The sequence below is a fragment of the Streptomyces sp. 1331.2 genome, from assembly GCF_900199205.1.
GTDB lineage: Bacteria > Actinomycetota > Actinomycetes > Streptomycetales > Streptomycetaceae > Kitasatospora.
The window spans coordinates 1,000,337-1,021,677 of record NZ_OBMJ01000001.1 but is presented as its reverse complement, the minus strand read 5'-3'; the positions used below and the strand labels follow the sequence as shown (position 1 = coordinate 1,021,677).

The 21,341-nt window shown below is 68.0% G+C and carries 15 protein-coding genes, 2 rRNA genes and 1 riboswitch; of the genes, 8 read left to right on the top strand and 9 right to left on the bottom strand.

What is annotated here, in order from left to right; all coding sequences use genetic code 11:
* Positions 1–3: 3 nt before the first annotated feature.
* A riboswitch (cyclic di-AMP (ydaO/yuaA leader) is annotated at positions 4–171 on the bottom strand.
* 442 nt (positions 172–613) lie between these two features.
* Positions 614–1,573 (bottom strand): hypothetical protein, encoded by a 960-nt coding sequence (locus tag CRP52_RS04400; RefSeq protein ID WP_257032279.1) that lies wholly within the window; start codon positions 1,571–1,573, stop codon positions 614–616.
* 568 nt (positions 1,574–2,141) lie between these two features.
* On the opposite strand from CRP52_RS04400, the gene CRP52_RS04395 reads away from it, so the two are divergent.
* Complete coding sequence (locus CRP52_RS04395) at positions 2,142–2,405, top strand: DUF397 domain-containing protein (RefSeq protein WP_097235176.1); 264 nt, start codon at positions 2,142–2,144, stop codon at positions 2,403–2,405.
* A gap of 317 nt (positions 2,406–2,722) precedes the next feature.
* Here the strand turns inward: CRP52_RS04395 and CRP52_RS04390 are convergent, their stop codons facing one another.
* On the bottom strand, positions 2,723–3,307 hold the full coding sequence (locus CRP52_RS04390; protein ID WP_257032278.1) for an ATP-binding protein: 585 nt from the start codon (positions 3,305–3,307) through the stop codon (positions 2,723–2,725).
* Positions 3,308–3,726: 419 nt separating this feature from the next.
* Here CRP52_RS04390 and CRP52_RS04385 point away from each other — a divergent pair, with 419 nt between their 5' ends.
* Positions 3,727–4,593: a helix-turn-helix domain-containing protein gene (locus tag CRP52_RS04385; protein WP_097235175.1), complete on the top strand. Its 867-nt coding sequence runs from the start codon at positions 3,727–3,729 to the stop codon at positions 4,591–4,593.
* A gap of 115 nt (positions 4,594–4,708) precedes the next feature.
* On the opposite strand, the gene CRP52_RS04380 is transcribed toward CRP52_RS04385, so the two are convergent.
* Together CRP52_RS04380 and CRP52_RS04375 are read right to left on the bottom strand one after the other, a co-directional pair.
* The gene (locus CRP52_RS04380; RefSeq protein ID WP_257032277.1) at positions 4,709–5,314 is read right to left on the bottom strand and encodes a TetR/AcrR family transcriptional regulator; all 606 of its coding nucleotides are present in this window, start codon (positions 5,312–5,314) and stop codon (positions 4,709–4,711) included.
* A 231-nt stretch (positions 5,315–5,545) separates the two neighbouring features.
* Positions 5,546–7,060 (bottom strand): MFS transporter, encoded by a 1,515-nt coding sequence (locus CRP52_RS04375; protein ID WP_097235173.1) that lies wholly within the window; start codon positions 7,058–7,060, stop codon positions 5,546–5,548.
* An 86-nt stretch (positions 7,061–7,146) separates the two neighbouring features.
* On the opposite strand from CRP52_RS04375, the gene CRP52_RS04370 reads away from it, so the two are divergent.
* Positions 7,147–7,584: a MarR family winged helix-turn-helix transcriptional regulator gene (locus CRP52_RS04370; RefSeq protein ID WP_257032276.1), complete on the top strand. Its 438-nt coding sequence runs from the start codon at positions 7,147–7,149 to the stop codon at positions 7,582–7,584.
* Positions 7,585–7,612: 28 nt separating this feature from the next.
* Here CRP52_RS04370 and CRP52_RS04365 read toward each other — a convergent pair whose 3' ends face one another.
* The 5 genes from CRP52_RS04365 to CRP52_RS04345 all read right to left on the bottom strand — a co-directional run bounded on the left by CRP52_RS04365 (position 7,613) and on the right by CRP52_RS04345 (position 12,225).
* Entirely contained in the window at positions 7,613–8,560 is a 948-nt protein-coding gene (locus tag CRP52_RS04365; RefSeq protein WP_097235172.1) for a M56 family metallopeptidase, read from the bottom strand.
* Between the two features lie 144 nt (positions 8,561–8,704).
* Complete coding sequence (locus tag CRP52_RS04360; protein WP_097235171.1) at positions 8,705–9,259, bottom strand: DUF5134 domain-containing protein; 555 nt, start codon at positions 9,257–9,259, stop codon at positions 8,705–8,707.
* A gap of 337 nt (positions 9,260–9,596) precedes the next feature.
* Complete coding sequence (locus tag CRP52_RS04355) at positions 9,597–10,370, bottom strand: amino acid ABC transporter ATP-binding protein (protein ID WP_097235170.1); 774 nt, start codon at positions 10,368–10,370, stop codon at positions 9,597–9,599.
* On the bottom strand, positions 10,367–11,320 hold the full coding sequence (locus CRP52_RS04350) for an amino acid ABC transporter permease (protein ID WP_097235169.1): 954 nt from the start codon (positions 11,318–11,320) through the stop codon (positions 10,367–10,369). Before CRP52_RS04350 ends, CRP52_RS04355 begins: the two co-directional genes overlap by 4 nt.
* A gap of 8 nt (positions 11,321–11,328) precedes the next feature.
* Complete coding sequence (locus CRP52_RS04345) at positions 11,329–12,225, bottom strand: ABC transporter substrate-binding protein (protein WP_097235168.1); 897 nt, start codon at positions 12,223–12,225, stop codon at positions 11,329–11,331.
* A gap of 528 nt (positions 12,226–12,753) precedes the next feature.
* Between CRP52_RS04345 and CRP52_RS04340 the strand changes: the two genes are divergently transcribed.
* The 5 genes from CRP52_RS04340 (at position 12,754) to CRP52_RS04320 (ending at position 21,326) form a co-directional block, all read left to right on the top strand.
* Positions 12,754–14,154 carry a DUF6421 family protein gene (locus tag CRP52_RS04340; RefSeq protein ID WP_097235167.1) on the top strand — a complete coding sequence of 467 codons (1,401 nt, stop codon included), beginning with the start codon at positions 12,754–12,756 and terminating at the stop codon, positions 14,152–14,154.
* A complete protein-coding gene (locus CRP52_RS04335; RefSeq protein WP_097235166.1) occupies positions 14,151–14,909 on the top strand; it encodes an SDR family NAD(P)-dependent oxidoreductase in 759 nt (252 codons plus the stop codon). The genes CRP52_RS04340 and CRP52_RS04335 overlap by 4 nt, the downstream gene beginning before the upstream one ends.
* A complete protein-coding gene (locus CRP52_RS04330) occupies positions 14,906–15,982 on the top strand; it encodes a threonine aldolase family protein (protein ID WP_097235165.1) in 1,077 nt (358 codons plus the stop codon). Before CRP52_RS04335 ends, CRP52_RS04330 begins: the two co-directional genes overlap by 4 nt.
* 424 nt (positions 15,983–16,406) lie before the next feature.
* Positions 16,407–17,930, top strand: a 16S ribosomal RNA gene (locus tag CRP52_RS04325).
* Positions 17,931–18,206: 276 nt separating this feature from the next.
* A 23S ribosomal RNA gene (locus tag CRP52_RS04320) occupies positions 18,207–21,326 on the top strand.
* Together the 16S and 23S rRNA genes form the textbook arrangement of a ribosomal RNA operon.
* Positions 21,327–21,341 lie beyond the last annotated feature (15 nt).

The window sequence follows — 21,341 nt, the reverse complement described above, 5'->3', positions numbered from 1 at the left end:
ACGCAGTCCTCTCCCACGCCTGCGAGGTGAGCTGTCGGATTCGGGCTGGAGTTGCCCGGCCGCGCATGCGCGGCTTCACCCCTAGCCCTGGACCGTTCCGGAGAGCGGTCCGGGGCGACTTACCTGTGGGTCCCCCGCTCCTGCCGTGGTGCGTTTTCGCGCTACCAGACACCCGACGGCAGGACTCGGCGTTGCGGATGAACTGGGTCCGTGTGGTCACGAACGGGGAGCACGTTAAGCAGACTTAAGTTCAAACTGCAAACACCTGTGACCCTCATCACGGTTTAGCGGGAATCACCAAAACGACGGGATTTCATGATCGGAAATGATCGTTTTTCGGCAATATCGTTGCGGATATGCACAACTGTCTCCGCCTCAGGAAGAGTGTGACGGCGCGTCGAAGCGCGGAACGGCGCATGCGTCGAGCCGGGGGAGGGGAGGTGATTCGAGCGCCTGAGGGGCCGCAGAGCAATTACCTGCAAATGACACCAGATCGGACATTCCTCTTTATTGCCTTCTTAACTCCCGTACGGAACAAGGGGAGCAAAGCGAAGGGCCCGGAACGGAAGCCGCTCCAGGCCCTTCGTGCGCACCGGCGGGCGCGCGGTGTCCATTACCGCTCGAACGACTCCCGGCCGGCCGCGTGGGCGCCGCGAGCGCCCTCCACGGTGCCCTCGGCCTCGGCGGCGGCCGCGGCCTCAGCCTCGGCCCGCGCGAGCTCCTCCGCGGACGGCACGGGCAGCGCGGCCAGGTAGGTGGAGGCGATCAGCTGGCCGACGGCCGGGTACGCGCCCAGCGGCGCGGCCGACGGGCAGCCGGTCTCCTCGGCGGCCGTGGCGAGCAGCTCGGAGTCGGCCTCCGGTCCGATCACCAGGGGGGCCAGCGCGGGGCGCTGCGAGCCGGTCTCCTTGAGGTGGTCGACGGCCGCGGCCACCGAGCCGGGCACGTCGAGGGCCGCGGCCACGACCGGGACGGCCAGCCGGGCCGCCAGCAGCACGCCGGTGATGCCGGCCGCGGCGGCGGCGTCCTCGCCGCCGGCGGTGGTCAGGACCACGCCGTCCGCGGCGGTCGCGATGGCGAACAGCCGGGCCCGGTCGGCGCGGGCCAGCCCGGCCTCGGAGAGCCGCACGTGGACGGCCTCGGCGAGCAGCGGGTGCGGGCCCAGCGCGTCGGTGACCTGCGCGCCGTATTCGGCGGCGAGTGCGTGGAGTTCGGGCAGGAAGCCGTGCGGACCGGGTACCAGCGGCACCAGGACGGGCATCGGCAGCCCGGCCTCGGCGGCCGTCGCCAGGAGTTCGGCGACGGTGCGGTCGTCGCCGCGCTCGCCCTCGGCGGTGCCGCCGGGGAGGTAGCCGACCGTCGCCCGGATGCCGTTCTGCTCGCTGCGGACGACCGACAGCAGCTCCTCGACGACCGAGCGGGACTCGGGCCCGGCGGTCGCGGGTACGGCGAGCACCAGGGCCGGGGCGTCGGCGGGGATCTCGGGGCGCTCGGGACGACGGTGGCGCCCCCGCGCACGGGAGCCTGGAGTGCGGACGGGCAGTGGCGCGCCCGGGATGGCTGCGGTGCTCATGCCGGAGATCGTAGGACATCGGCCCGTCAGGCCTGCAGTCGGCTGCCGTGCGGGTTTCGCGTGGAGGCGGCGCGGACCCGGTACGGACCCGGCGCGTTGCCCGTGCCGGTCCGGGTGGTTTGCCTACAATCCGGACATTCTTCGCCCAACCCCCGTACGAGCGGGGGTCGTTGCCTTGACGCGCCCCGAGGGGCTCCGCGTTGCGGCGATGTCGAGTGAGATGTCTCACAGCTCGGAGGTATTTCTGACGCAGGGTCACGGTGGTGCGACTCCCGGCATTCGAAGATCAACATTCAGCGGGGGGCTGCTCACGGCCGGTTATCGCAGGTTCGGCGATTCAGTCGGTATGTCCGTTTACGTACCGTCGGGAGAAGGCCCGTGAAGAATTCGGGGCGGCGGGTGAAAAGCCTCGTGCACCTGCAACGTCCCGTGCTGATGCACGTGCACAGCGGCTATCATCGCGTCAAGTGAGGCGTTGTGCCGGGCCGGTACGGGGCCGGTCCGTTCGTTCGGCGGTGCCGGGGGCGCCGCGCTGGACGACAACTCCGGAGCTCTTCGGGAGATTTCTATGCACGACTCGCAGGACACGCACGGCTCGTACGACACCTACAACGGGATGGCCGCCGCCGATCTCCAGGGGGTGGTCTGGCAGAAGAGCCGGCACAGTAACTCCCAGGGCAACTGCGTCGAGTTCGCGGCCCTTCCGGGCGGCGATGTGGCGATGCGCAACTCGCGGTTCCCGGACGGTCCGGCGCTCATCTACACCCGGGCCGAGATCGCGGCCCTGCTGCTGGGGGCCAAGGACGGGGAGTTCGACCACCTGGCGGTCTGACCGGCCGCCGTGCTTCACCATCGGGGGGCCGTCGTGGGTGCCGACACCACGACGGCCTTTGTCTTTTGTGCTGTGACGGCCCTTCGCCCGGTCCGGATTCCCGTCCGGTGCCGAACCGCCGTCCGTTGACGAACCGCCATTCGATGACGAGCCGCCGTCCGGTGCTGATCCGCCGGCGCAATGGCCCGGGATGTGCTCCTCCCGGGATTCCCGTCGAACCGGCCGTCCACCGCCTTCGAACCGGCCGTCCACCGCCTTCGAACCGGCCGTCCACCGCCCTTCGACCGGCCGTCCACCGCCCGGCGCGACGACGGGTCCTAGGCCGAGCGCCGGTGCCGTCCACCGACGTCGAACGGTCCGCCGAGCGCGTCCAGCGCCGATCGCCCGCCGACCTCCGGGTGCCCGTCGAGCGGGGAGCCGCAGGCCTGTTCCGCCTCGAACATCGCCCAGACCACCTTGCCGCTGCCCAGCGGGTGCCAGCCCCAGGAGCGGCTGAACGACTCCACCAGGTGCAGTCCGCGGCCGGATTCGGCGACGAAGTCCGCCTCCCGGGCGACCGGGCCGATGCTGCTCGGGTCGCTGACCGCGCAGACCACCTGGGGTGCGCGGTGCACCAGGCTTATTCGGATCGGCAGCCGCCCGTCCGGGGTCGGCTGTGTGGGAAAGTCGTACTCGCCCTGGGCGCCGCCCGCCGGGTCGGGCCGTGCGCCGATCGCATGCCGGAGCGCGTTGGTCACGAGTTCCGAGGCCACCAGCGCGACATCGTCGAACAGCTCCGTCAGTCCCCAGCGTCGGAGCGTGGTCCGGGCGAAGTCGCGCGCGGTTCTGACGGCTTCGAAGCGAGGAGCGAGCGTACAGGTGACCACATGGGGGTCAACCGCCAAAGCCGTACCGGTGCTCATGAAGAGCTCCTCCCATAAGGGGGCGGACACGGCTGGACCCGCCGGGGTCATGCCGGTCACCTCCGACTCGCTCGGCCGCACGGCCGCCCCTTCGACCAGGCGCGCGCGCACTCGAACGCCCGATGGCGCGGGGGACGCCGTCGGGCCCGGTGCACGGAGTCGCGCGTGGGGTCGACGCGGAGCCCGCGGGATTGCCAGGGATGTGCAGGTGCACGTGCACCATGGTGGTGTGCGCTCACTGCAGATGCAAGAGTCGATTCACGTGCAGTCGCACTATTGGCATATGCAAGCGCCGAATGCACGTGCATCCTGGTGTGCGGAGTGGAGAACTGATAGGAACATCCGTCAGTATCGGCACCGTGAGCGCTCAACTGATGGCAGACTGTGCGCTGTTTGCCCTAGGTGGAGGTTTCGACCGCATGACCACAGTTCAGCCGGGCGGCGGCTCGATGGTCCGCCGGATCCTCCTCGGCTCTCAGCTGCGTCGCCTGCGTGAGGCGCGCGGAATCACCCGCGAGGACGCGGGCTACGCGATCCGGGCCTCCGAGTCCAAGATCAGCCGCATGGAACTCGGCCGCGTCAGCTTCAAGGAGCGCGACGTCGCCGACCTGCTCAGCCTGTACGGCGTCGACGACGGCCTGGAGCGGGAGGCCCTGCTCGGCCTGGTCCGCGAGGCCAACAAGTCCGGTTGGTGGCACAGCTTCAACGACGTGCTGCCGGGCTGGTTCCAGACCTACGTCGGCCTGGAGGAGGCCGCCCAGCTGATCCGCACCTACGAAGTGCAGTTCATCCCCGGGCTGCTGCAGTCCGAGGAGTACGCACGGGCGGTTTTCGGCCAGAGTCGGCCGGTCATCAGCGAGGAGGAGATCGAGCGGCGGGTCAGCCTCCGCCTGCGCCGTCAGAAGCTGCTGACCGAGGGCACCAGCCCGCGTCTGTGGGCGGTCATCGACGAGGCTGCGCTGCGCCGGCCGGTCGGCGGGCCGAAGGTGATGCGCGGTCAGGTGCAGTACCTGATCGACGTCGCCGAGCAGGCCAACGTGGTGATCCAGGTCATGCCGTTCCGGTTCGGTGCGCACGCGGGCGAGTCCGGGGCGTTCACGATCCTGCGCTTCCCGGAGCAGGACCTGGCGGACGTGGTCTACCTGGAGCAACTCACCAGCGCGCTCTATCTGGACAAGCGGGACGACGTCGACGCCTACATCCAGGTCATGGAGCGGCTGTGCGTGGACAGCCTCACGCCGGAGCGCACCATAGACCTGCTGGCCTCGATCCTGAAGGAGCGCTGAGCCGCTTCCGCGCGGAGCCTGTGAGGCCGCTCCCCGGCGGGGCCGCCGGCAGCAGGCCCGCCGCCGACCGAGCCGCCGCCGACCAGGTCGCTGCCGGCAGGCCGCCCACCCGCCGTCAGCCGCGGGCCGGCGGCCTTTCGCGTTCCGGAGGGTCCTGCTGGGGCGGGAGGCCGAGCTCCCAGGCCAGGTCGTAGCGGCGGAAGAGGTCGGCCCGGATCGGCGCCAGCGGGCTCTCGGCCCCCGGCAACAGGACGCCGATGCAGCCGCCCATCAGCGCGCTGCGCAGCACCGCGTGCTCGGCGAGCGGATCCGGCGCGCCCCAGTCGCGCAGCAAACCCTGAAGGATGGCGCCGAGTTGCTGCTGCTCGGGGTCCTGGACGAAGGCGCCGGTGTCGGGGTCGAGGATCAGCGCCAGGTGGGAGCGCATCACCCGGGGGTGGTCCAGCGCGAGGCCGAGGACGGCGTCGATGGCGCGGGCCAGCCGGGCCTCGGGGGAGGAGCCGGGGGCCAGTTCCGCCAGCGCGCGGGACAGGCACTGGTGCATCATCCGGTGCGTGGCGGACTGCATCAACAGCCGTTTGCCGTCGAAGTAGTACGACAGCAGCCCGCGGGCGAGCCCGGCCCGCTCGGCGATGTCGGTCAGTGTGGTGCCCGCGTAACCGCGCTGGTCAACCAGTTCGACGGTGGCCCGCATGATGCGTTGGCGGGAGCGTTGCCGCATCTCCTCATTGACCGATTCCCCGCGAGGTGCCATCGTGACTGCTCCGAACGTTCGTTGGCTCCGGGCCAATATACTTGCGGAGCCGACAGCCGCACCGTGGAACCGCGCCCCGGCGGGCGCCGCCCCGGGCGGCCGGTACGAAGACGGCCGGCTCCACCAACACGGGGGTTTGGTGGAGCCGGCACCATTGCCCGACGGCCTCGGGGTACGGCCGCGGGCGGGGCCCCGGGATCAGCGCTCGGTCAGGACTCCGCTTCGGGTCGACGTCGATCCGGCTGACGGGTAATCATAATCGGGCACCGACACGGGGATCGCCTTCCGCCGCCGGTCCACCAGGGCGCCTGCCGCCGCGACCGCCAGGCCGATCAGCGAGACCACCGTCACGAACACCAACGCGGGCCGGTAGCCGTCGAGTTGGGCCTGCGGGCTGTCGCCGCCCGCGCTGCCGGCCGTGATCATGGCGGTCGCCCCGGCCAGCACCACCGCAGTGCCGACCTGGATCGCGGTGTTCACCAGTCCCGAGGCCAGGCCCTGCTCCTCGTCGCCCACCCCGTCGGTGGCGGCGATGTTCACCGAGGGGAAGGCGAGCGCGAAGCCCACGCCGAGCAGCAGCATCGAGGGCAGCACCAGGGCCGGGTAGGAGCTGTGCTCGTCCAGCCGCAGGAAGAGCGCGAAGGCGCCGACCAGGGCCAGCAGGCCGAGCGGCAGCAGCCGACCGGTGCCGAAGCGGTCCACGATCGGGCCCATGAACGGCGCCGAGAGCGCGATGAACGCACCGGCCGGCAGCAGCCCGAGGGCCATCTGCAGGGCCGACCAGCCGAGCAGGTGCTGGAGGTAGAGCGTGACCACGAACTGGAAGCCGCCGTACGCACCGGTCATCGCGAAGGCGACCACGTTGGCCCGGGCGACCGAACCGTTGCGGAAGATGCCGAGCCGGACCAGCGGGTGGGCGGTGCGGCTCTCGACCAGCAGAAAGGCGGCGGCCAGCGCGGCGACCACGACCAGGGAGCCGAGCGTGCGCAGGCTCAGCCAGCCGGCGCTCTGTGCCTCGGTGACGGTGAAGACCAGCAGCAGGACGGTCGCGGTGCCGGTGATGGCGCCCAGCACGTCGTACCCGCCCTTGGCGGGCTCCTCGACCGGGCGGGGGAGCAGCCGGACGGCGAAGACCAGGGCGAGCAACGCGACCGGGACGGGCATCAGGAAGGTCCAGCGCCAGCCGACCGAGGTGAGCAGGCCGCTCAGCACCAGGCCGAGCGAGAAGCCGCTGGCGCCGCAGGTGGTGTAGATCGACAGTGCGCGGTTGCGGGCCGGGCCCTCGGCGAAGGTGGTGGTGATGATCGACAGGCCCGCGGGGGCGGTGAAGGCGGCGCTGACGCCCTTGAGGAAGCGGGCCGCGATCAGCAGTCCGCCGTCGTCGACGAGGCCGCCGACCAGCGAGGCGGCGGCGAAGGCGCCCAGGGCGACCAGGAAGACCCGGCGGCGGCCGAGCAGGTCGGCGGCGCGGCCGCCGAGCAGCAGCAGGCCGCCGTAGCCGAGCACGTAGCCGGAGACCACCCACTGCAGGGCGGAGGTGGACAGGTGCAGCTCGGAGCCGATGGACGGAAGGGCGACGCCGACCATGGAGACGTCCAGGGCGTCCAGGAACATGGCGGCGCAGAGCACGATCAGCGTGCCCCAGAGGCGGGGTGTCCAGTGCAGCCCGCTGGTTGACGGAGCGTCGGGTGGCGTGACGGTCGCGGTGGTCATGGGAGGACAGTACATGCGTGTGCATTCAATGCAAATGAATTAGATGTGAACGCAATAATTTACGGCGCACATGCTAGGGTGGCGGTGTGGCTGAACTCGACTCCTCGGCGGAGGCCGGTCTCGTCGCGCAGTGGCGCGACCTGCTGGCCCGGCACGCTGCGGCCGCCTGCATGCTCGACCGCGAGCTGGGCGACCGGTTCGGGCTGGGCATGAGTGAATTCGAAGTGCTGGAACGCCTCGTCGAGGGCTGCGACGCGGGCGGTGGGCACGCGCTGCGGGTGACCGAGCTGGCTCCCACCGTCCACCTGAGCCAGAGCGCGCTCTCCCGGCTGATCGCCCGCCTGGAGAAGGCCGGACTGGTCACCCGGGCGATGTGCGAGAGCGACCGGCGGGGCATCGTGCTCACCCTCACCGATGCCGGCCGGGACCGCTACGAGCAGGCTCGGCCGCTCCACCGCGAGGTGCTGGATCTGACCCTCGGCAGTCCGCTCGGCCCGCTCTGTGTGGACGACCCCGCGAGTTGACGTGACGTCAACTCGCCGCCGGTGACGGTCAGAGGAGCGAGTGCAGACCCGGGGCGAACGCCAGCAGGACGGCCGCGGCGGGTGCGGCGAGCGCCGCGACGGTCAGGTGCAGTCGGTGCGGGACGGAGAGCCTGGGGCGGCCTGCGAGCAGCCGGTCCACCCGCTTCGGGGACTGTGCCAGGCCGGGCGGGCAGGAGCCGAACACCCCGCGGTCCAGGTTGAGTTCGGCCAGGGCGAGGGCGGTGGTGTGCCGGCCGTGCCGGCGCGCGGCCCGGTCGTCGGCCGCCAGCTCGACCAGTTCGGCCACCTGGTCCCGGAAGGCGGCGAACACCCCGACGCCGGGGAAGCCCGAGGCGAGCGCCTGGGCGAACTGCTGCAGCCAGTGGTGCCGGGCCCGGACGTGGCCGCGCTCATGGCTCAGCACGGCCGCCAACTCCCGGTCGGTCAGCTGCTGGAGAGCGCCGGTGGTGACCACCAGGCGGGAGTCCGGACCGGGCAGCGACCATGCCTCGGGGCGCACGTTCTCCAGCACCACCAGCCGCTCCCGGCGACTCCGGGCGGCTTCGATCGACTCCGGCAACTCCGGCGCCCGATCCGCCAGTTGGGCATGGCGACGGTCGCGCAGCGCCTTGGCCGTCCGGACCTCGCGGGTGAGCGCCAGGACCGTCTGCACCCCGCCCGCCGCCAGCACCGCGGCGCACAGCCGCCCCCAGCCCTCGGCTTCCTGCAGCCCGTACGCGGCCTCCACCCCGTGCGGCGCACCGGCGAACACCAGAGCGCGCAGCTCCGGCATCGCGGCGGAGGCGGCCAGCACCAGCCCCAGCGTGCAGCACAGCAGCACCGCCACCACGAGGCACTGCCACACCAGCAGCGCCAGCACCGGTTCGCGCTCCACCCAGCAGGCCCGGGCCAGCAGCCGGGGCGCGAGGGTCGAGAGCAGCAGTCCGAGCAGCAGCAGGCCGATCAGGGCAGGCATCGCATGGGCTCCCCGAGTACGCACGGAACGCGACAGCGCGCTCCCCGCCAACCTATGTGCTGGCGAAGCCCGGTGGAACGGCTTTCGGCCGGCCAGTGACCAACGCCACGCGCACACCGCGGCCTTGGCGCGTGCGTGGCGGCCTCACATGGTCAGGAGCATGGCGAACATGCCGATGCCCATGGTGAGCCGGCAGGCGTGCGGCAGCCCTGTGGTGCCGATGGCGAGGGTGCCGGCGGGGGTGCGCAGCAGGCGGCTGCCGGCCCAGAGGGTGTACCCGCCGAAGTAGAGGAGGAGGGCTCCGGTCAGCAGTGGCAGGCCCTGGGCGGCGGTGTGGTGGTGCTGGTGGCCGGAGGCTGCGGCCATGGCGAGGGCCATGTACGTCATGGCGAGCGCGCCGACCGCGTGGTGCAGCCGGTGGGCCCGGCCGGCGGGGGCGTGTGCGGCGGCGAGCAGGAAGGCGACGGCGGGGAGGCCGAAGAGGGCGGCCCACACGGTGGGCGGGACGGTCGCGCCGGTGACGGCCATCGCGGCCATGCCGAGGCCCATCAGGGCCTCGGCGGCGTCGGACTCCCGGGCGAGCGGCCGGTGCGCGCCGCCGGGGGCGCAGGCGGAGCGCCGCAGCCGGGCCAGGCAGGTGGCGCCGGCGGCGGCGGTGAGGAGGGCGAGGAGCCAGTTGACCAGGGCGGGTCCGTGCAACGGTGGCCTCCCGGGGCGGTGGGCGACGGGAGGCGGCGAACGACGAACAGCGAACAGCGAACAGTGTTCAGCGAACAGATGATGAAATCTGTCGGCTGTTATCTGTGATCCGTCATCTGTCAGCTGTCATCTGTTCGCCGACCCCGCGCGCGGCGACGGTCGTCCGGTCCACGATCACCGCTCCGCACCGGGCGCGGCCAGGCGCGTACGGGGGCGCACGGTGGTGGCCGCTGTGGTGAGAGCCGCGGCCGCACACCGGTCGGCCGTACACGTGGTCCGTCCCATACCCGGCCCGCCGCACACCCGGTCCTCCGCACACCCGGTCCCGCCGCCGGCCTCAGCCCTGGAGCCGCCCCGAGGCGACCACCCGGCTGAGGAACCGCCGGGTCCGCTCCTCCCGCGGATCCCCGAACACCTGCTCCGGCGGCCCCTGTTCGAGCACCACCCCGCCGTCCAGGAAGCAGACCTGGTCGGCGACCTCGCGCGCGAAGCCCATCTCGTGGGTGGAGATGACCATCGTCATCCCCTGCTCCTTGAGGTCGCGCACCACCGAGAGCACCTCCCCGACCAGCACCGGGTCGAGCGCCGCGGTGATCTCGTCCAGGAGCAGCAGCCGGGGGCCGGTGGCCAGCGCCCGCACGATGGCGACGCGCTGCTGCTGCCCGCCGGAGAGCCGGTCCGGGTACTCCTTCGCCTTGGCCGCCAGCCCGAGCCGGTCGAGCAGTTCCAGCGCCCGAGCCTCGGCCTCGGCCCGCGCGACCCCGTGCACCCGGCGCGGCGCGAGCGTGATGTTCTCCAGCACCGTCATGTGCGGGAACAGGTTGTACGACTGGAATACCACCCCGATCCGGCGCCGCACGGCGTCCTCGTCCGCACGCGGATCGGTGATCTCCTCGCCGTCCAGGAAGATCGCGCCGTCGTCCAGGCTCTCCAGCAGGTTGACGCACCGCATCAGCGTGGACTTCCCGGAGCCGGACGCCCCGATCAGCGCCGTCACCGAGTGCTCGGGCACGGCGAGGTCCACGTCGCGCAACACCACCTGCCCGCCGAAGGTCTTGCGCACCGACTCCAGCCGGAGCACTTCGGTCCCGGGGCCTCCGGCCGTGGTCATACCGCACCTCCCTGGAACTGCCGACGGTTCATCCGGGCGGTCAGCCAGTCGGCGAACCGGGTCAGCGGAATGGTCAGCACGATGAACACCAGCCCCGCCAGCAGGTACGGGGTGAAGTTGAACGACCGGGCCGCGATGATCTTCGCCGCGTACACCGCGTCGATCGCGCCGCCGATCGAGACCAGCCCGGTGTCCTTCTGCAGGCTCACCAGGTTGTTCAGCAGCGGCGGCACCACCCGCCGGACGGCCTGCGGCAGCACCACGTACCGCATCGCCTGCGCGTTGGTCAGCCCCAGCGAGCGCGCCGCGGCCCGCTGGCTCGGGTGCACCGACTCGATGCCGGAGCGGAACACCTCCGACACGTACGCCGAATACGTCAGCACCAGCGCCACCCCGCCCAGCAGCAGCGGATCGGTGGTCACCCCGGTCAGCCGCAGCGCCGGCACCCCGGTGATCATCACCAACAGGCAGATGATCATCGGCAGCCCGAGGAAGAAGTCCACGTAGGCGGTGGCGAGCAGCCGTACCGGCAGGAACACCGGTCCGCGCAGCGTCCGCAGTACCGCCAGCAGCAGACCGAACACCAGGATCAGGACCCCGCAGCCGAGCATCAGCTCCAGGTTGAGCCGAAGCCCCTTCAGCACCTCGGGAAACGCCCGGCGGGCATAGTCGAGGTTGAAGAAGGTCCGCCGAGTCACCTCCCAGCCGGGGGAGTTGACGATCAGCAGGTAGAGCGCGACGGCCGTCGCCAGGGTGGAGGCGGCGGCGATCAGCGCCGACCGTCGGGCCCGGGCGCGCCGGTACGCCTCGTGGGCCAGCCGCCGCTCGGACGGGCGGTAGCCGTCGTCCAGGGGCCGGCCCTTCGCACCGTGCGCGACCTCCGCGCCCACGCCCCCGCCCACGCCCTCGCCCAAGTCCCCGCCCAAGTCCCCGCTCAGTCCGGGGCTCATGTCAGCGCTCACTTCAGCACCGGTGCCGAGACTGCGTCGGAGAGCCACTGCTTCTCCAGCTTCGCCAGCGTGCCGTCCGCACGCAGCGCGTCCACCGCCTGCGACACGCAGCCGGTCAGCTTGGAGCCCTTGTCCAGCACCAGGCCGAACTGCTCGCCCTGCGAGGCCGACTCGAACTGGCCGACCACCTGGGCCTCGGGCACCTCGGCGCCGGTGATGTAGAAGGCGGTCGGCAGGTCCACCACCAGGGCCTCGACCTGGCCGTTCTTCAGCGCGGCCTTGGCCAAGTCGTTGGAGTCGAAGACGGCCGGCTGGCTGCTCGGCTTGATGGTGTTGGTGATGGTGTCCAGGCTGGTGGTGCCGACCTGAGCGCCGAGCTTGGCGCCCTTGAGGTCGGCGATGGTCCTGGCGCCCGCCGCCTTGGAGTTCTTCAGCGCGATGACGGCCTGGCGCACGTCGTAGTAGCCGGAGGAGAAGTCCACCGCCTGCTTGCGCTCGTCGCTGATCGACACCTGGTTGATGTCGAAGTCGAAGTCCTTGGCGCCCGGCGCGGTCGCCTTGCCGAACGGCGCGACCACCCAACTGACCTTGTCCTTGGGGTAGCCCAGCTTCTCCGCCACCGCGTAGGCCACGGCGGACTCGAAGCCCTTGCCGTTCTCCGGCTTGTCCTCGGAGAACCACGGGTCGTACGCGGGCTTGTCGGTGCCGACGGTCAGCGTCCCGGCCGTACGGGTACCCAGCGCGCCCGGCGCGCAGCCCGCCGCCGTGCCGGCCGCACCCGAGGCGCCGGAGGCGGCGTCGGACGTGGAGTCCTGCGGGGCGCACGCGCTCAGTGCGGCGGCGGCGACCAGAGCGACGAGGGGCAGTGCGACGGACGGCTTGCGGAGGGTCATGCGGGGCTCCATGAGGAAGGAAGGACCGGGCAAGGAGAGCGGGACGGGAGCTGCGGGCGGCACGAGCAGCGCGACGGGGCGGCCTGGTCGGCCGGGGCCCGGCGGATCACTTCCCCCGGTGGCGGCGCCGGAACACACACGGCATGGTCGGCGTACGGGTCCACGTCCGCGGCGCCGTCCGGCTGGGGGCGTCGGCCGGATCAACAACAGCGGCGGCAGCGACAGCAGCGGCAGCAGAGTCCGCGCGCGCGACAGCGACAGCCGACGTGCCGATGCGAGGGCACCCGGACCGGGCTGTTGTGGCGTACGGCCACCGTGATCACCGCCGGGAACATGCGGGGAGGTTCGCATCAGAGCGGCGCATCTGTCCAGAACATCCAGATCACTGTCCACATGCCGGACAACCGGCCTGTCGGCGAAGGTTTTCGGGCCGGAGCGGCAGTGCGCCGCAGCTTTGCCTGTCCGGGCCCCCTTGAACGGGAGAACCTTTCGTACTTATGGTGTCCTCGTTGAAATAACTCCTGTCGAAGTGAGTCCACGATGCAGAATCTTTCGCCAAGGCTCGCTGCGGCGGCCGTCGCCCCGGTCTCGACCCTCGCCGGCCACCCGGCCTGGCTGCGCCTGAAGGAGGCCGTCGAGACACTGCGCCCGCTGCAGTCCAAGGACGGCTCGATCGACCTGGCCGCCGTCCAGCGGCACACCGTCGACCCGCTGGTCGCCACCGTCCGCAGCGCCATCGAGGAACTCGCCCCGAACTTCCCGCACGACGCCGCCTACCTGGCCGCCGTCGACGCCGACCTCGCGAAGTGGGCCGACACCGGCTACCGCGAGCCCGACTTCCTCGACTCGCTGCTCGCCTTCCAGCCCGCCGACCAGCGCGAGGACGGCCTGGAGCATCTGGTCGTCTTCCCGATGTACACCCAGAACGGCAACCCGGACCACAACCTGGAAGCCGTCCTGCTGCGCGTCGTGTGGCCCGACTGGCTGGCCGAGCTGGAGCGCACCCGCTTCGACAACCCGATGTTCGTGCCGATCACCTTCACGGACTTCACCGCCGGCTACGACACCAACTCCGCCGTCCTCTTCCCCGAGACCGTCGCCGTGCGCAAGGCGCCGGAGCGGTTCACCTGGGGCGGCATCTTCTGCGACCGCGAGGCGGCCCGTTTCCGCGCCGTCACCACCAGCGCCGTCCAGCAGCTCGGCCTGGAGATCCCGGCCGACGCCGAGGGCCTGCTGCAGGACCAGCAGCGCGCGCAGGAGACCTTCGTCCTGTGGGACCTGGTCCACGACCGCACCCACAGCCACGGCGACCTGCCGTTCGACCCCTTCATGATCAAGCAGCGCAGCCCGTTCTGGATGTACGGCCTGGAGGAGCTCCGCTGCGACCTCACCACCTTCAAGGAGGCGGTGAAGCTGGAGGGCGAGGGCAACCCGCACGCCCGCGACGTCCAGTACGCGATCCTCTTCGACCGCCTGTTCCGCTTCCCGGTCAGCGGCGACCGCGTGCGCAACTACGACGGCCTCGGCGGCCAGCTGCTCTTCGCCTACCTGCACAAGCACGACGCGCTGCGCTGGCGCGACAACCGCCTGAGCATCGACTGGGACCGCGCCCAGCAGGTCACCAACGCGCTCTGCGGCGAGATCGAGACCCTGTACCGCGACGGCATCGACCGGCCCAAGCCGGCCCACTGGATCGCCGCCTACCAGCTGGTCTCCCGCTACCTCACCCCGCACCCGGCCTCCACCTGGGCGAAGGGCCCCGAGGCCCTGCCGCTCGACCTCATCGACGGCAAGGCCCTCAACAAGGCCCTGTGCGACGCCGTGCTCCCGGACGAGTTCCCGCTGAGCATGTTCTACGAGGCCCTGTCCAAGAAGCTCCGCGGCGTCATCGCCGCCACCGCCGGCATCACCGGCGCCGGTATCCAGGGAGTCGCCGCGTGACCACCTCCACCAACGCCCCGCTGGCCGGCAAGGTCATCGCCGTCGCCGGAGCCAGCGGCCCGGCCGGCCGCGCGGTGCTGCGCCGCCTCACCGCCGACGGCGCCACCGTGATCGGCGCCGACATCGACGCCCACCGCCTGGAGTCGGCCCTGGACGCCACCCGGGTGGCGGTCCGCGGAGCCAAGGTCAGCGGCCAGGTCATCGACCTGCTCGACCCGCAGGAGGTCCACGACTGGGCCGACCACCTGGAGTCCGAGCACGGCCACGTCGACGGCCTGTTCCACCTGGTGGGCGGCTGGCGCGGCAGCAAGACCTTCTTCGACTCCCGCCTGGACGACTGGGACTTCCTGCACGACACCGTCGTGCGCACCCTCCAGCACACCTCGCTGGCCTTCCAGCCCGCGCTGGTCCGCAGCCCCGCCGGGCGCTACGCGATGATCTCCGCCGCGGCCGCGCACAAGCCCACCGCCGGCGGCGCCGCCTACGCGGCGGCCAAGGCCGCCACCGAGGCGTGGACCCTCGCCATGGCCGACTCCTTCAAGAAGGAGACCACCTCCCCGGACGGCGAGCCCACCGCCGCGGCTGCGATCCTGGTCATCAAGGCGCTGGTCAGTCCCGAGATGCGGGCCGAGAAGCCGGAGGCGAAGTTCGCCGGCTTCACCGACACCGCCGACCTCGCCGAACACCTGGCGGGCCTCTGGGACCGCCCCGCAGCAGAACTGAACGGACAGCACCTGTGGCTGACAGCCCGATGACCGACCTCACCCGTACGGACGCGGTACGGCGGCACGACCCCGCCGTCCGCGGCTTCGCCAGCGACAACTACGCCGGCGTGCACCCGGAGGTCCTCGCCGCGATCGTCCTCGCCAACGACGGCCACCAGGTCGCCTACGGCGAGGACGACTACACGGTCAACCTCCAGGAGGTCTTCCGCCGCCACTTCGGCGAGAAGGCGGAGGCCTACCCGGTCTTCAACGGCACCGGCGCCAACGTGGTCGCCCTCCAGGCGCTGCTCCCGCGCTGGGGCGCCGTGGTCTGCGCCGAGACCGCCCACATCAACGTGGACGAGGGCGGCGCCCCGGAGAAGATGGGCGGCATCAAGCTGCACACCGTCCCCACCCCGGACGGCAAGCTCACCCCCGAGCTCATCGACCGGCAGGCCTGGGGCTACGGCGACGAGCACCGCGCGCAGCCGCTCGTGGTGTCCATCACCCAGAGCACCGAGCTCGGCACCGTCTACACCGTCGAGGAGATCCGCGCGATCACCGAGCACGCCCACCAGCTGGGCATGCTCGTCCACATGGACGGCTCCCGGCTGGCCAACGCGGCCGCCTCGCTCGACAAGCCGCTGCGCGCCCTCACCACGGACGTGGGGGTCGACGTGCTGTCCTTCGGCGGGACGAAGAACGGCCTGCTGCTCGGCGAGGTCGTGGTGGTGCTCAACCCGGAACGGGTGCGCAACATCAAGTACCTGCGCAAGACCTCCATGCAGCTGGCCTCGAAGATGCGCTTCGTCTCGGCCCAGTTCGAGGCCCTGCTCTCCGGTGACCTCTACCTGCGCAACGCCGGCCAGGCCAACGCCATGGCCAAGCGCCTGGAGGCGGCGGTCCGGAAGGTCGACGGCGTCGAGATCGTCCGCCCGGTCCAGGCGAACGTGGTGTTCGCGATCCTCCCGCGCGACGTGAGTGAGCGGCTCCAGAAGCGTTACCGCTTCTACTTCTGGAACGAGCACACCGGTGAGGTCCGCTGGATGTGTTCCTTCGACAACACGGAGGCCGACGTCGACGCCTTCGCGGCGGCCCTCGCCGAGGAGATGAGCCACCGCTGACGGTGCTCGAACAACGAATCGCCCCTGCCCGGGAGTCCGGGCGGGGGCGATTTGCATGGGGCGGGTCGGTCCCCGTACAGTTCCGGAGTCGCCGCGGGAGACCGGGGTGGCAAGCGGAAAGCGAATCCGATGAATGAAGCTCCGGAAAACGGGGCGGAAAACGTCTGATAAGCTGAAAGCACGAATGAACGAAGCCCGGAGGGTCCGCTGGAAGGCGGTCCGAAGGAAGCGTCCGTTCCTTGAGAACTCAACAGCGTGCCAAAAGTCAACGCCAGATATGTTGACATCCCCGGCCTCGGTCATTCTGATCGGGGTTGGAGATTCCTTTTGAAATAACACTAGCGAGGACGCAGTGCGCGGGATCACCCTATTCCGGTGGTTGCCGTGCCGCTCAACGCGAGTGCCGCCCGATTACGGGTAGACATTCACGGAGAGTTTGATCCTGGCTCAGGACGAACGCTGGCGGCGTGCTTAACACATGCAAGTCGAACGGTGAAGCCCTTCGGGGTGGATCAGTGGCGAACGGGTGAGTAACACGTGGGCAATCTGCCCTGCACTCTGGGACAAGCCCTGGAAACGGGGTCTAATACCGGATATGACCCGGGAGCGCATGCTCTCGGGTGGAAAGCTCCGGCGGTGCAGGATGAGCCCGCGGCCTATCAGCTTGTTGGTGGGGTAATGGCCTACCAAGGCGACGACGGGTAGCCGGCCTGAGAGGGCGACCGGCCACACTGGGACTGAGACACGGCCCAGACTCCTACGGGAGGCAGCAGTGGGGAATATTGCACAATGGGCGCAAGCCTGATGCAGCGACGCCGCGTGAGGGATGACGGCCTTCGGGTTGTAAACCTCTTTCAGCAGGGAAGAAGCGCAAGTGACGGTACCTGCAGAAGAAGCACCGGCTAACTACGTGCCAGCAGCCGCGGTAATACGTAGGGTGCGAGCGTTGTCCGGAATTATTGGGCGTAAAGAGCTCGTAGGCGGCCTGTCGCGTCGGATGTGAAAGCCCGGGGCTTAACCCCGGGTCTGCATTCGATACGGGCAGGCTAGAGTGTGGTAGGGGAGATCGGAATTCCTGGTGTAGCGGTGAAATGCGCAGATATCAGGAGGAACACCGGTGGCGAAGGCGGATCTCTGGGCCATTACTGACGCTGAGGAGCGAAAGCGTGGGGAGCGAACAGGATTAGATACCCTGGTAGTCCACGCCGTAAACGTTGGGAACTAGGTGTTGGCGACATTCCACGTCGTCGGTGCCGCAGCTAACGCATTAAGTTCCCCGCCTGGGGAGTACGGCCGCAAGGCTAAAACTCAAAGGAATTGACGGGGGCCCGCACAAGCAGCGGAGCATGTGGCTTAATTCGACGCAACGCGAAGAACCTTACCAAGGCTTGACATATGCCGGAAACACCTGGAGACAGGTGCCCCCTTGTGGTCGGTATACAGGTGGTGCATGGTTGTCGTCAGCTCGTGTCGTGAGATGTTGGGTTAAGTCCCGCAACGAGCGCAACCCTTGTTCTGTGTTGCCAGCGTGCCTTTCGGGGTGATGGGGACTCACAGGAGACTGCCGGGGTCAACTCGGAGGAAGGTGGGGACGACGTCAAATCATCATGCCCCTTATGTCTTGGGCTGCACACGTGCTACAATGGTCGGTACAAAGGGCTGCGATGCCGTGAGGCGGAGCGAATCCCAAAAAGCCGGCCTCAGTTCGGATTGGGGTCTGCAACTCGACCCCATGAAGTTGGAGTTGCTAGTAATCGCAGATCAGCATGCTGCGGTGAATACGTTCCCGGGCCTTGTACACACCGCCCGTCACGTCACGAAAGTCGGTAACACCCGAAGCCGGTGGCCTAACCCGTAAGGGGAGGAGCCGTCGAAGGTGGGACCAGCGATTGGGACGAAGTCGTAACAAGGTAGCCGTACCGGAAGGTGCGGCTGGATCACCTCCTTTCTAAGGAGCAAATATGCCGGTTGCAGGCGAATGTTCTGCACGGTTGCTCATGGGTGGAACGTTGACTATTCGGCACAGTTCAGACGGTGTTTCCTAGTACTGCTTCGGCGTGGAAGAGATTCATGGTCTGGGTGTGTCGGGCACGTTGTTGGGTCCTGAGGGAACGGGTAACCGTTGTCTCAGTGGTTGCCGGCCTCACTTGAGGTGGTCTTCGGATCATTGAGGGTGTGTGACTGGTCGTTGTTTGAGAACTGCACAGTGGACGCGAGCATCTGTGGCCAAGTTTTTAAGGGCGCACGGTGGATGCCTTGGCACCAGGAACCGATGAAGGACGTGGGAGGCCACGATAGTCCCCGGGGAGCCGTCAACCAGGCTTTGATCCGGGGGTTTCCGAATGGGGAAACCCGGCAGTCGTCATGGGCTGTCACCCGCTGCTGAACACATAGGCAGTGTGGAGGGAACGCGGGGAAGTGAAACATCTCAGTACCCGCAGGAAGAGAAAACAACCGTGATTCCGGGAGTAGTGGCGAGCGAAACTGGATGAGGCTAAACCGTTTTGGTGTGAGACCCGGCAGGGGTTGCCATTGCGGGGTTGTGGGAATGAGCTTCAGTCGTCTGCCGGCGGCTGGGCGAGTCAGAAACCGTATGGGTAGTCGAAGGACATGCGAAAGGTCCGGCGTAGAGGGTAAGACCCCCGTAGACGAAATCTGTACGGCTTGCTTGCTCATCTCCCAAGTAGCACGGGGCCCGAGAAATCCCGTGTGAATCTGGCGGGACCACCCGCTAAGCCTAAATATTCCCTGGTGACCGATAGCGGATAGTACCGTGAGGGAATGGTGAAAAGTACCGCGGGAGCGGAGTGAAATAGTACCTGAAACCGTGTGCCTACAAGCCGTGGGAGCGTCGTTCATCAGCTTGCTGGTGGGCCGTGACTGCGTGCCTTTTGAAGAATGAGCCTGCGAGTTTGCGGTGTGTAGCGAGGTTAACCCGTGTGGGGTAGCCGTAGCGAAAGCGAGTCCGAATAGGGCGTTTGAGTTGCATGCCCAAGACCCGAAGCGGAGTGATCTAGCCATGGGCAGGTTGAAGCGCGGGTAAGACCGTGTGGAGGACCGAACCCACCAGGGTTGAAAACCTGGGGGATGACCTGTGGTTAGGGGTGAAAGGCCAATCAAACTCCGTGATAGCTGGTTCTCCCCGAAATGCATTTAGGTGCAGCGTCACGTGTTTCTTGCCGGAGGTAGAGCACTGGATAGGCGATGGGCCTTACCGGGTTACTGACCTTAGCCAAACTCCGAATGCCGGTAAGTGAGAGCGTGGCAGTGAGACTGTGGGGGATAAGCTCCATGGTCGAGAGGGAAACAGCCCAGAACACCGACTAAGGTCCCTAAGCGTGTGCTAAGTGGGAAAGGATGTGGAGTCGCAGAGACAACCAGGAGGTTGGCTTAGAAGCAGCCACCCTTGAAAGAGTGCGTAATAGCTCACTGGTCAAGTGATTCCGCGCCGACAATGTAGCGGGGCTCAAGCACATCACCGAAGTCGTGTCATTGCAGCAATACTCCCAACGGAGGCTGTGATGGGTAGGGGAGCGTCGTGTGCCGGGTGAAGCGGCGGTGGAAACCAGTCGTGGACGGTATACGAGTGAGAATGCAGGCATGAGTAGCGATACAAGAGTGGGAAACTCTTGCGCCGATTGACCAAGGGTTCCTGGGTCAAGCTGATCTGCCCAGGGTAAGTCGGGACCTAAGGCGAGGCCGACAGGCGTAGTCGATGGACAACGGGTTGATATTCCCGTACCCGCTTTGAAGCGCCAACGCTGAACCTCTTGATGCTAAGCCCGTGAAGCCGGCCCGGAGTCTTCGGACAATGGGACGTGGTGGAGCCGGTGACCCAACGGGGTAGTAGGTGAGCGATGGGGTGACGCAGGAAGGTAGTCCAGCCCGGGCGGTGGTTGTCCCGGGGTAAGGGTGTAGGACGAACGGTAGGCAAATCCGCCGTTCATATAGTCTGAGACCTGATGCCGAGCCGATTGTGGTGAAGTGGATGATCCTATGCTGTCGAGAAAAGCCTCTAGCGAGTTTCATGGCGGCCCGTACCCCAAACCGACTCAGGTGGTCAGGTAGAGAATACCGAGGCGTTCGGGTGAACTATGGTTAAGGAACTCGGCAAAATGCCCCCGTAACTTCGGGAGAAGGGGGGCCATTCCTGGTGACGGGCCTTGCGCCTTGAGCTGGGGGTGGCCGCAGAGACCAGCGAGAAGCGACTGTTTACTAAAAACACAGGTCCGTGCGAAGCCGTAAGGCGATGTATACGGACTGACGCCTGCCCGGTGCTGGAACGTTAAGGGGACCGGTTAGCTTGGATTCGTCCAGGCGAAGCTGAGAACTTAAGCGCCAGTAAACGGCGGTGGTAACTATAACCATCCTAAGGTAGCGAAATTCCTTGTCGGGTAAGTTCCGACCTGCACGAATGGCGTAACGACTTCTCGACTGTCTCAACCATAGGCCCGGTGAAATTGCATTACGAGTAAAGATGCTCGTTTCGCGCAGCAGGACGGAAAGACCCCGGGACCTTTACTATAGCTTGATATTGGTGTTCGGTTCGGCTTGTGTAGGATAGGTGGGAGACTTTGAAGCGGCAACGCCAGTTGTTGTGGAGTCGTCGTTGAAATACCACTCTGGTCGTGCTGGATGTCTAACCTGGGTCCGTGATCCGGATCAGGGACAGTGTCTGGTGGGTAGTTTAACTGGGGCGGTTGCCTCCTAAAGGGTAACGGAGGCGCCCAAAGGTTCCCTCAGCCTGGTTGGCAATCAGGTGTTGAGTGTAAGTGCACAAGGGAGCTTGACTGTGAGACTGACGGGTCGAGCAGGTACGAAAGTAGGGACTAGTGATCCGGCGGTGGCTTGTGGAAGCGCCGTCGCTCAACGGATAAAAGGTACCCCGGGGATAACAGGCTGATCTTCCCCAAGAGTCCATATCGACGGGATGGTTTGGCACCTCGATGTCGGCTCGTCGCATCCTGGGGCTGGAGTAGGTCCCAAGGGTTGGGCTGTTCGCCCATTAAAGCGGTACGCGAGCTGGGTTTAGAACGTCGTGAGACAGTTCGGTCCCTATCCGCTGTGCGCGTAGGAGTGTTGAGAAGGGCTGTCCCTAGTACGAGAGGACCGGGACGGACGAACCTCTGGTGTGCCAGTTGTCCTGCCAAGGGCATGGCTGGTTGGCTACGTTCGGGAGGGATAACCGCTGAAAGCATCTAAGCGGGAAGCCTGCTTCGAGATGAGCACTCCCACCTCCTTGAGAGGGTAAGGCTCCCAGTAGACGACTGGGTTGATAGGCCGGATATGGAAGCCCTGTGAGGGGTGGAGTTGACCGGTACTAATAGGCCGAGGGCTTGTCCTCAGTTGCTCGCGTCCA

Bases quoted from the DNA above. Each gene is read 5' to 3' on its own strand.
- CRP52_RS04395 (WP_097235176.1), top strand. From the start codon at position 2,142: ATGCACGACTCGCAGGACACGCACGGCTCGTACGACACCTACAACGGG.
- CRP52_RS04345 (WP_097235168.1), bottom strand. From the start codon at position 12,225: ATGGAGCCCCGCATGACCCTCCGCAAGCCGTCCGTCGCACTGCCCCTC.
- CRP52_RS04390 (WP_257032278.1), bottom strand. From the start codon at position 3,307: ATGAGCACCGGTACGGCTTTGGCGGTTGACCCCCATGTGGTCACCTGT.
- CRP52_RS04380 (WP_257032277.1), bottom strand. From the start codon at position 5,314: ATGCGGCAACGCTCCCGCCAACGCATCATGCGGGCCACCGTCGAACTG.
- CRP52_RS04365 (WP_097235172.1), bottom strand. From the start codon at position 8,560: ATGCCTGCCCTGATCGGCCTGCTGCTGCTCGGACTGCTGCTCTCGACC.
- CRP52_RS04385 (WP_097235175.1), top strand. From the start codon at position 3,727: ATGACCACAGTTCAGCCGGGCGGCGGCTCGATGGTCCGCCGGATCCTC.
- CRP52_RS04375 (WP_097235173.1), bottom strand. From the start codon at position 7,060: ATGACCACCGCGACCGTCACGCCACCCGACGCTCCGTCAACCAGCGGG.
- CRP52_RS04355 (WP_097235170.1), bottom strand. From the start codon at position 10,370: ATGACCACGGCCGGAGGCCCCGGGACCGAAGTGCTCCGGCTGGAGTCG.
- CRP52_RS04350 (WP_097235169.1), bottom strand. From the start codon at position 11,320: ATGAGCCCCGGACTGAGCGGGGACTTGGGCGGGGACTTGGGCGAGGGC.
- CRP52_RS04330 (WP_097235165.1), top strand. From the start codon at position 14,906: ATGACCGACCTCACCCGTACGGACGCGGTACGGCGGCACGACCCCGCC.
- CRP52_RS04340 (WP_097235167.1), top strand. From the start codon at position 12,754: ATGCAGAATCTTTCGCCAAGGCTCGCTGCGGCGGCCGTCGCCCCGGTC.
- CRP52_RS04400 (WP_257032279.1), bottom strand. From the start codon at position 1,573: ATGAGCACCGCAGCCATCCCGGGCGCGCCACTGCCCGTCCGCACTCCA.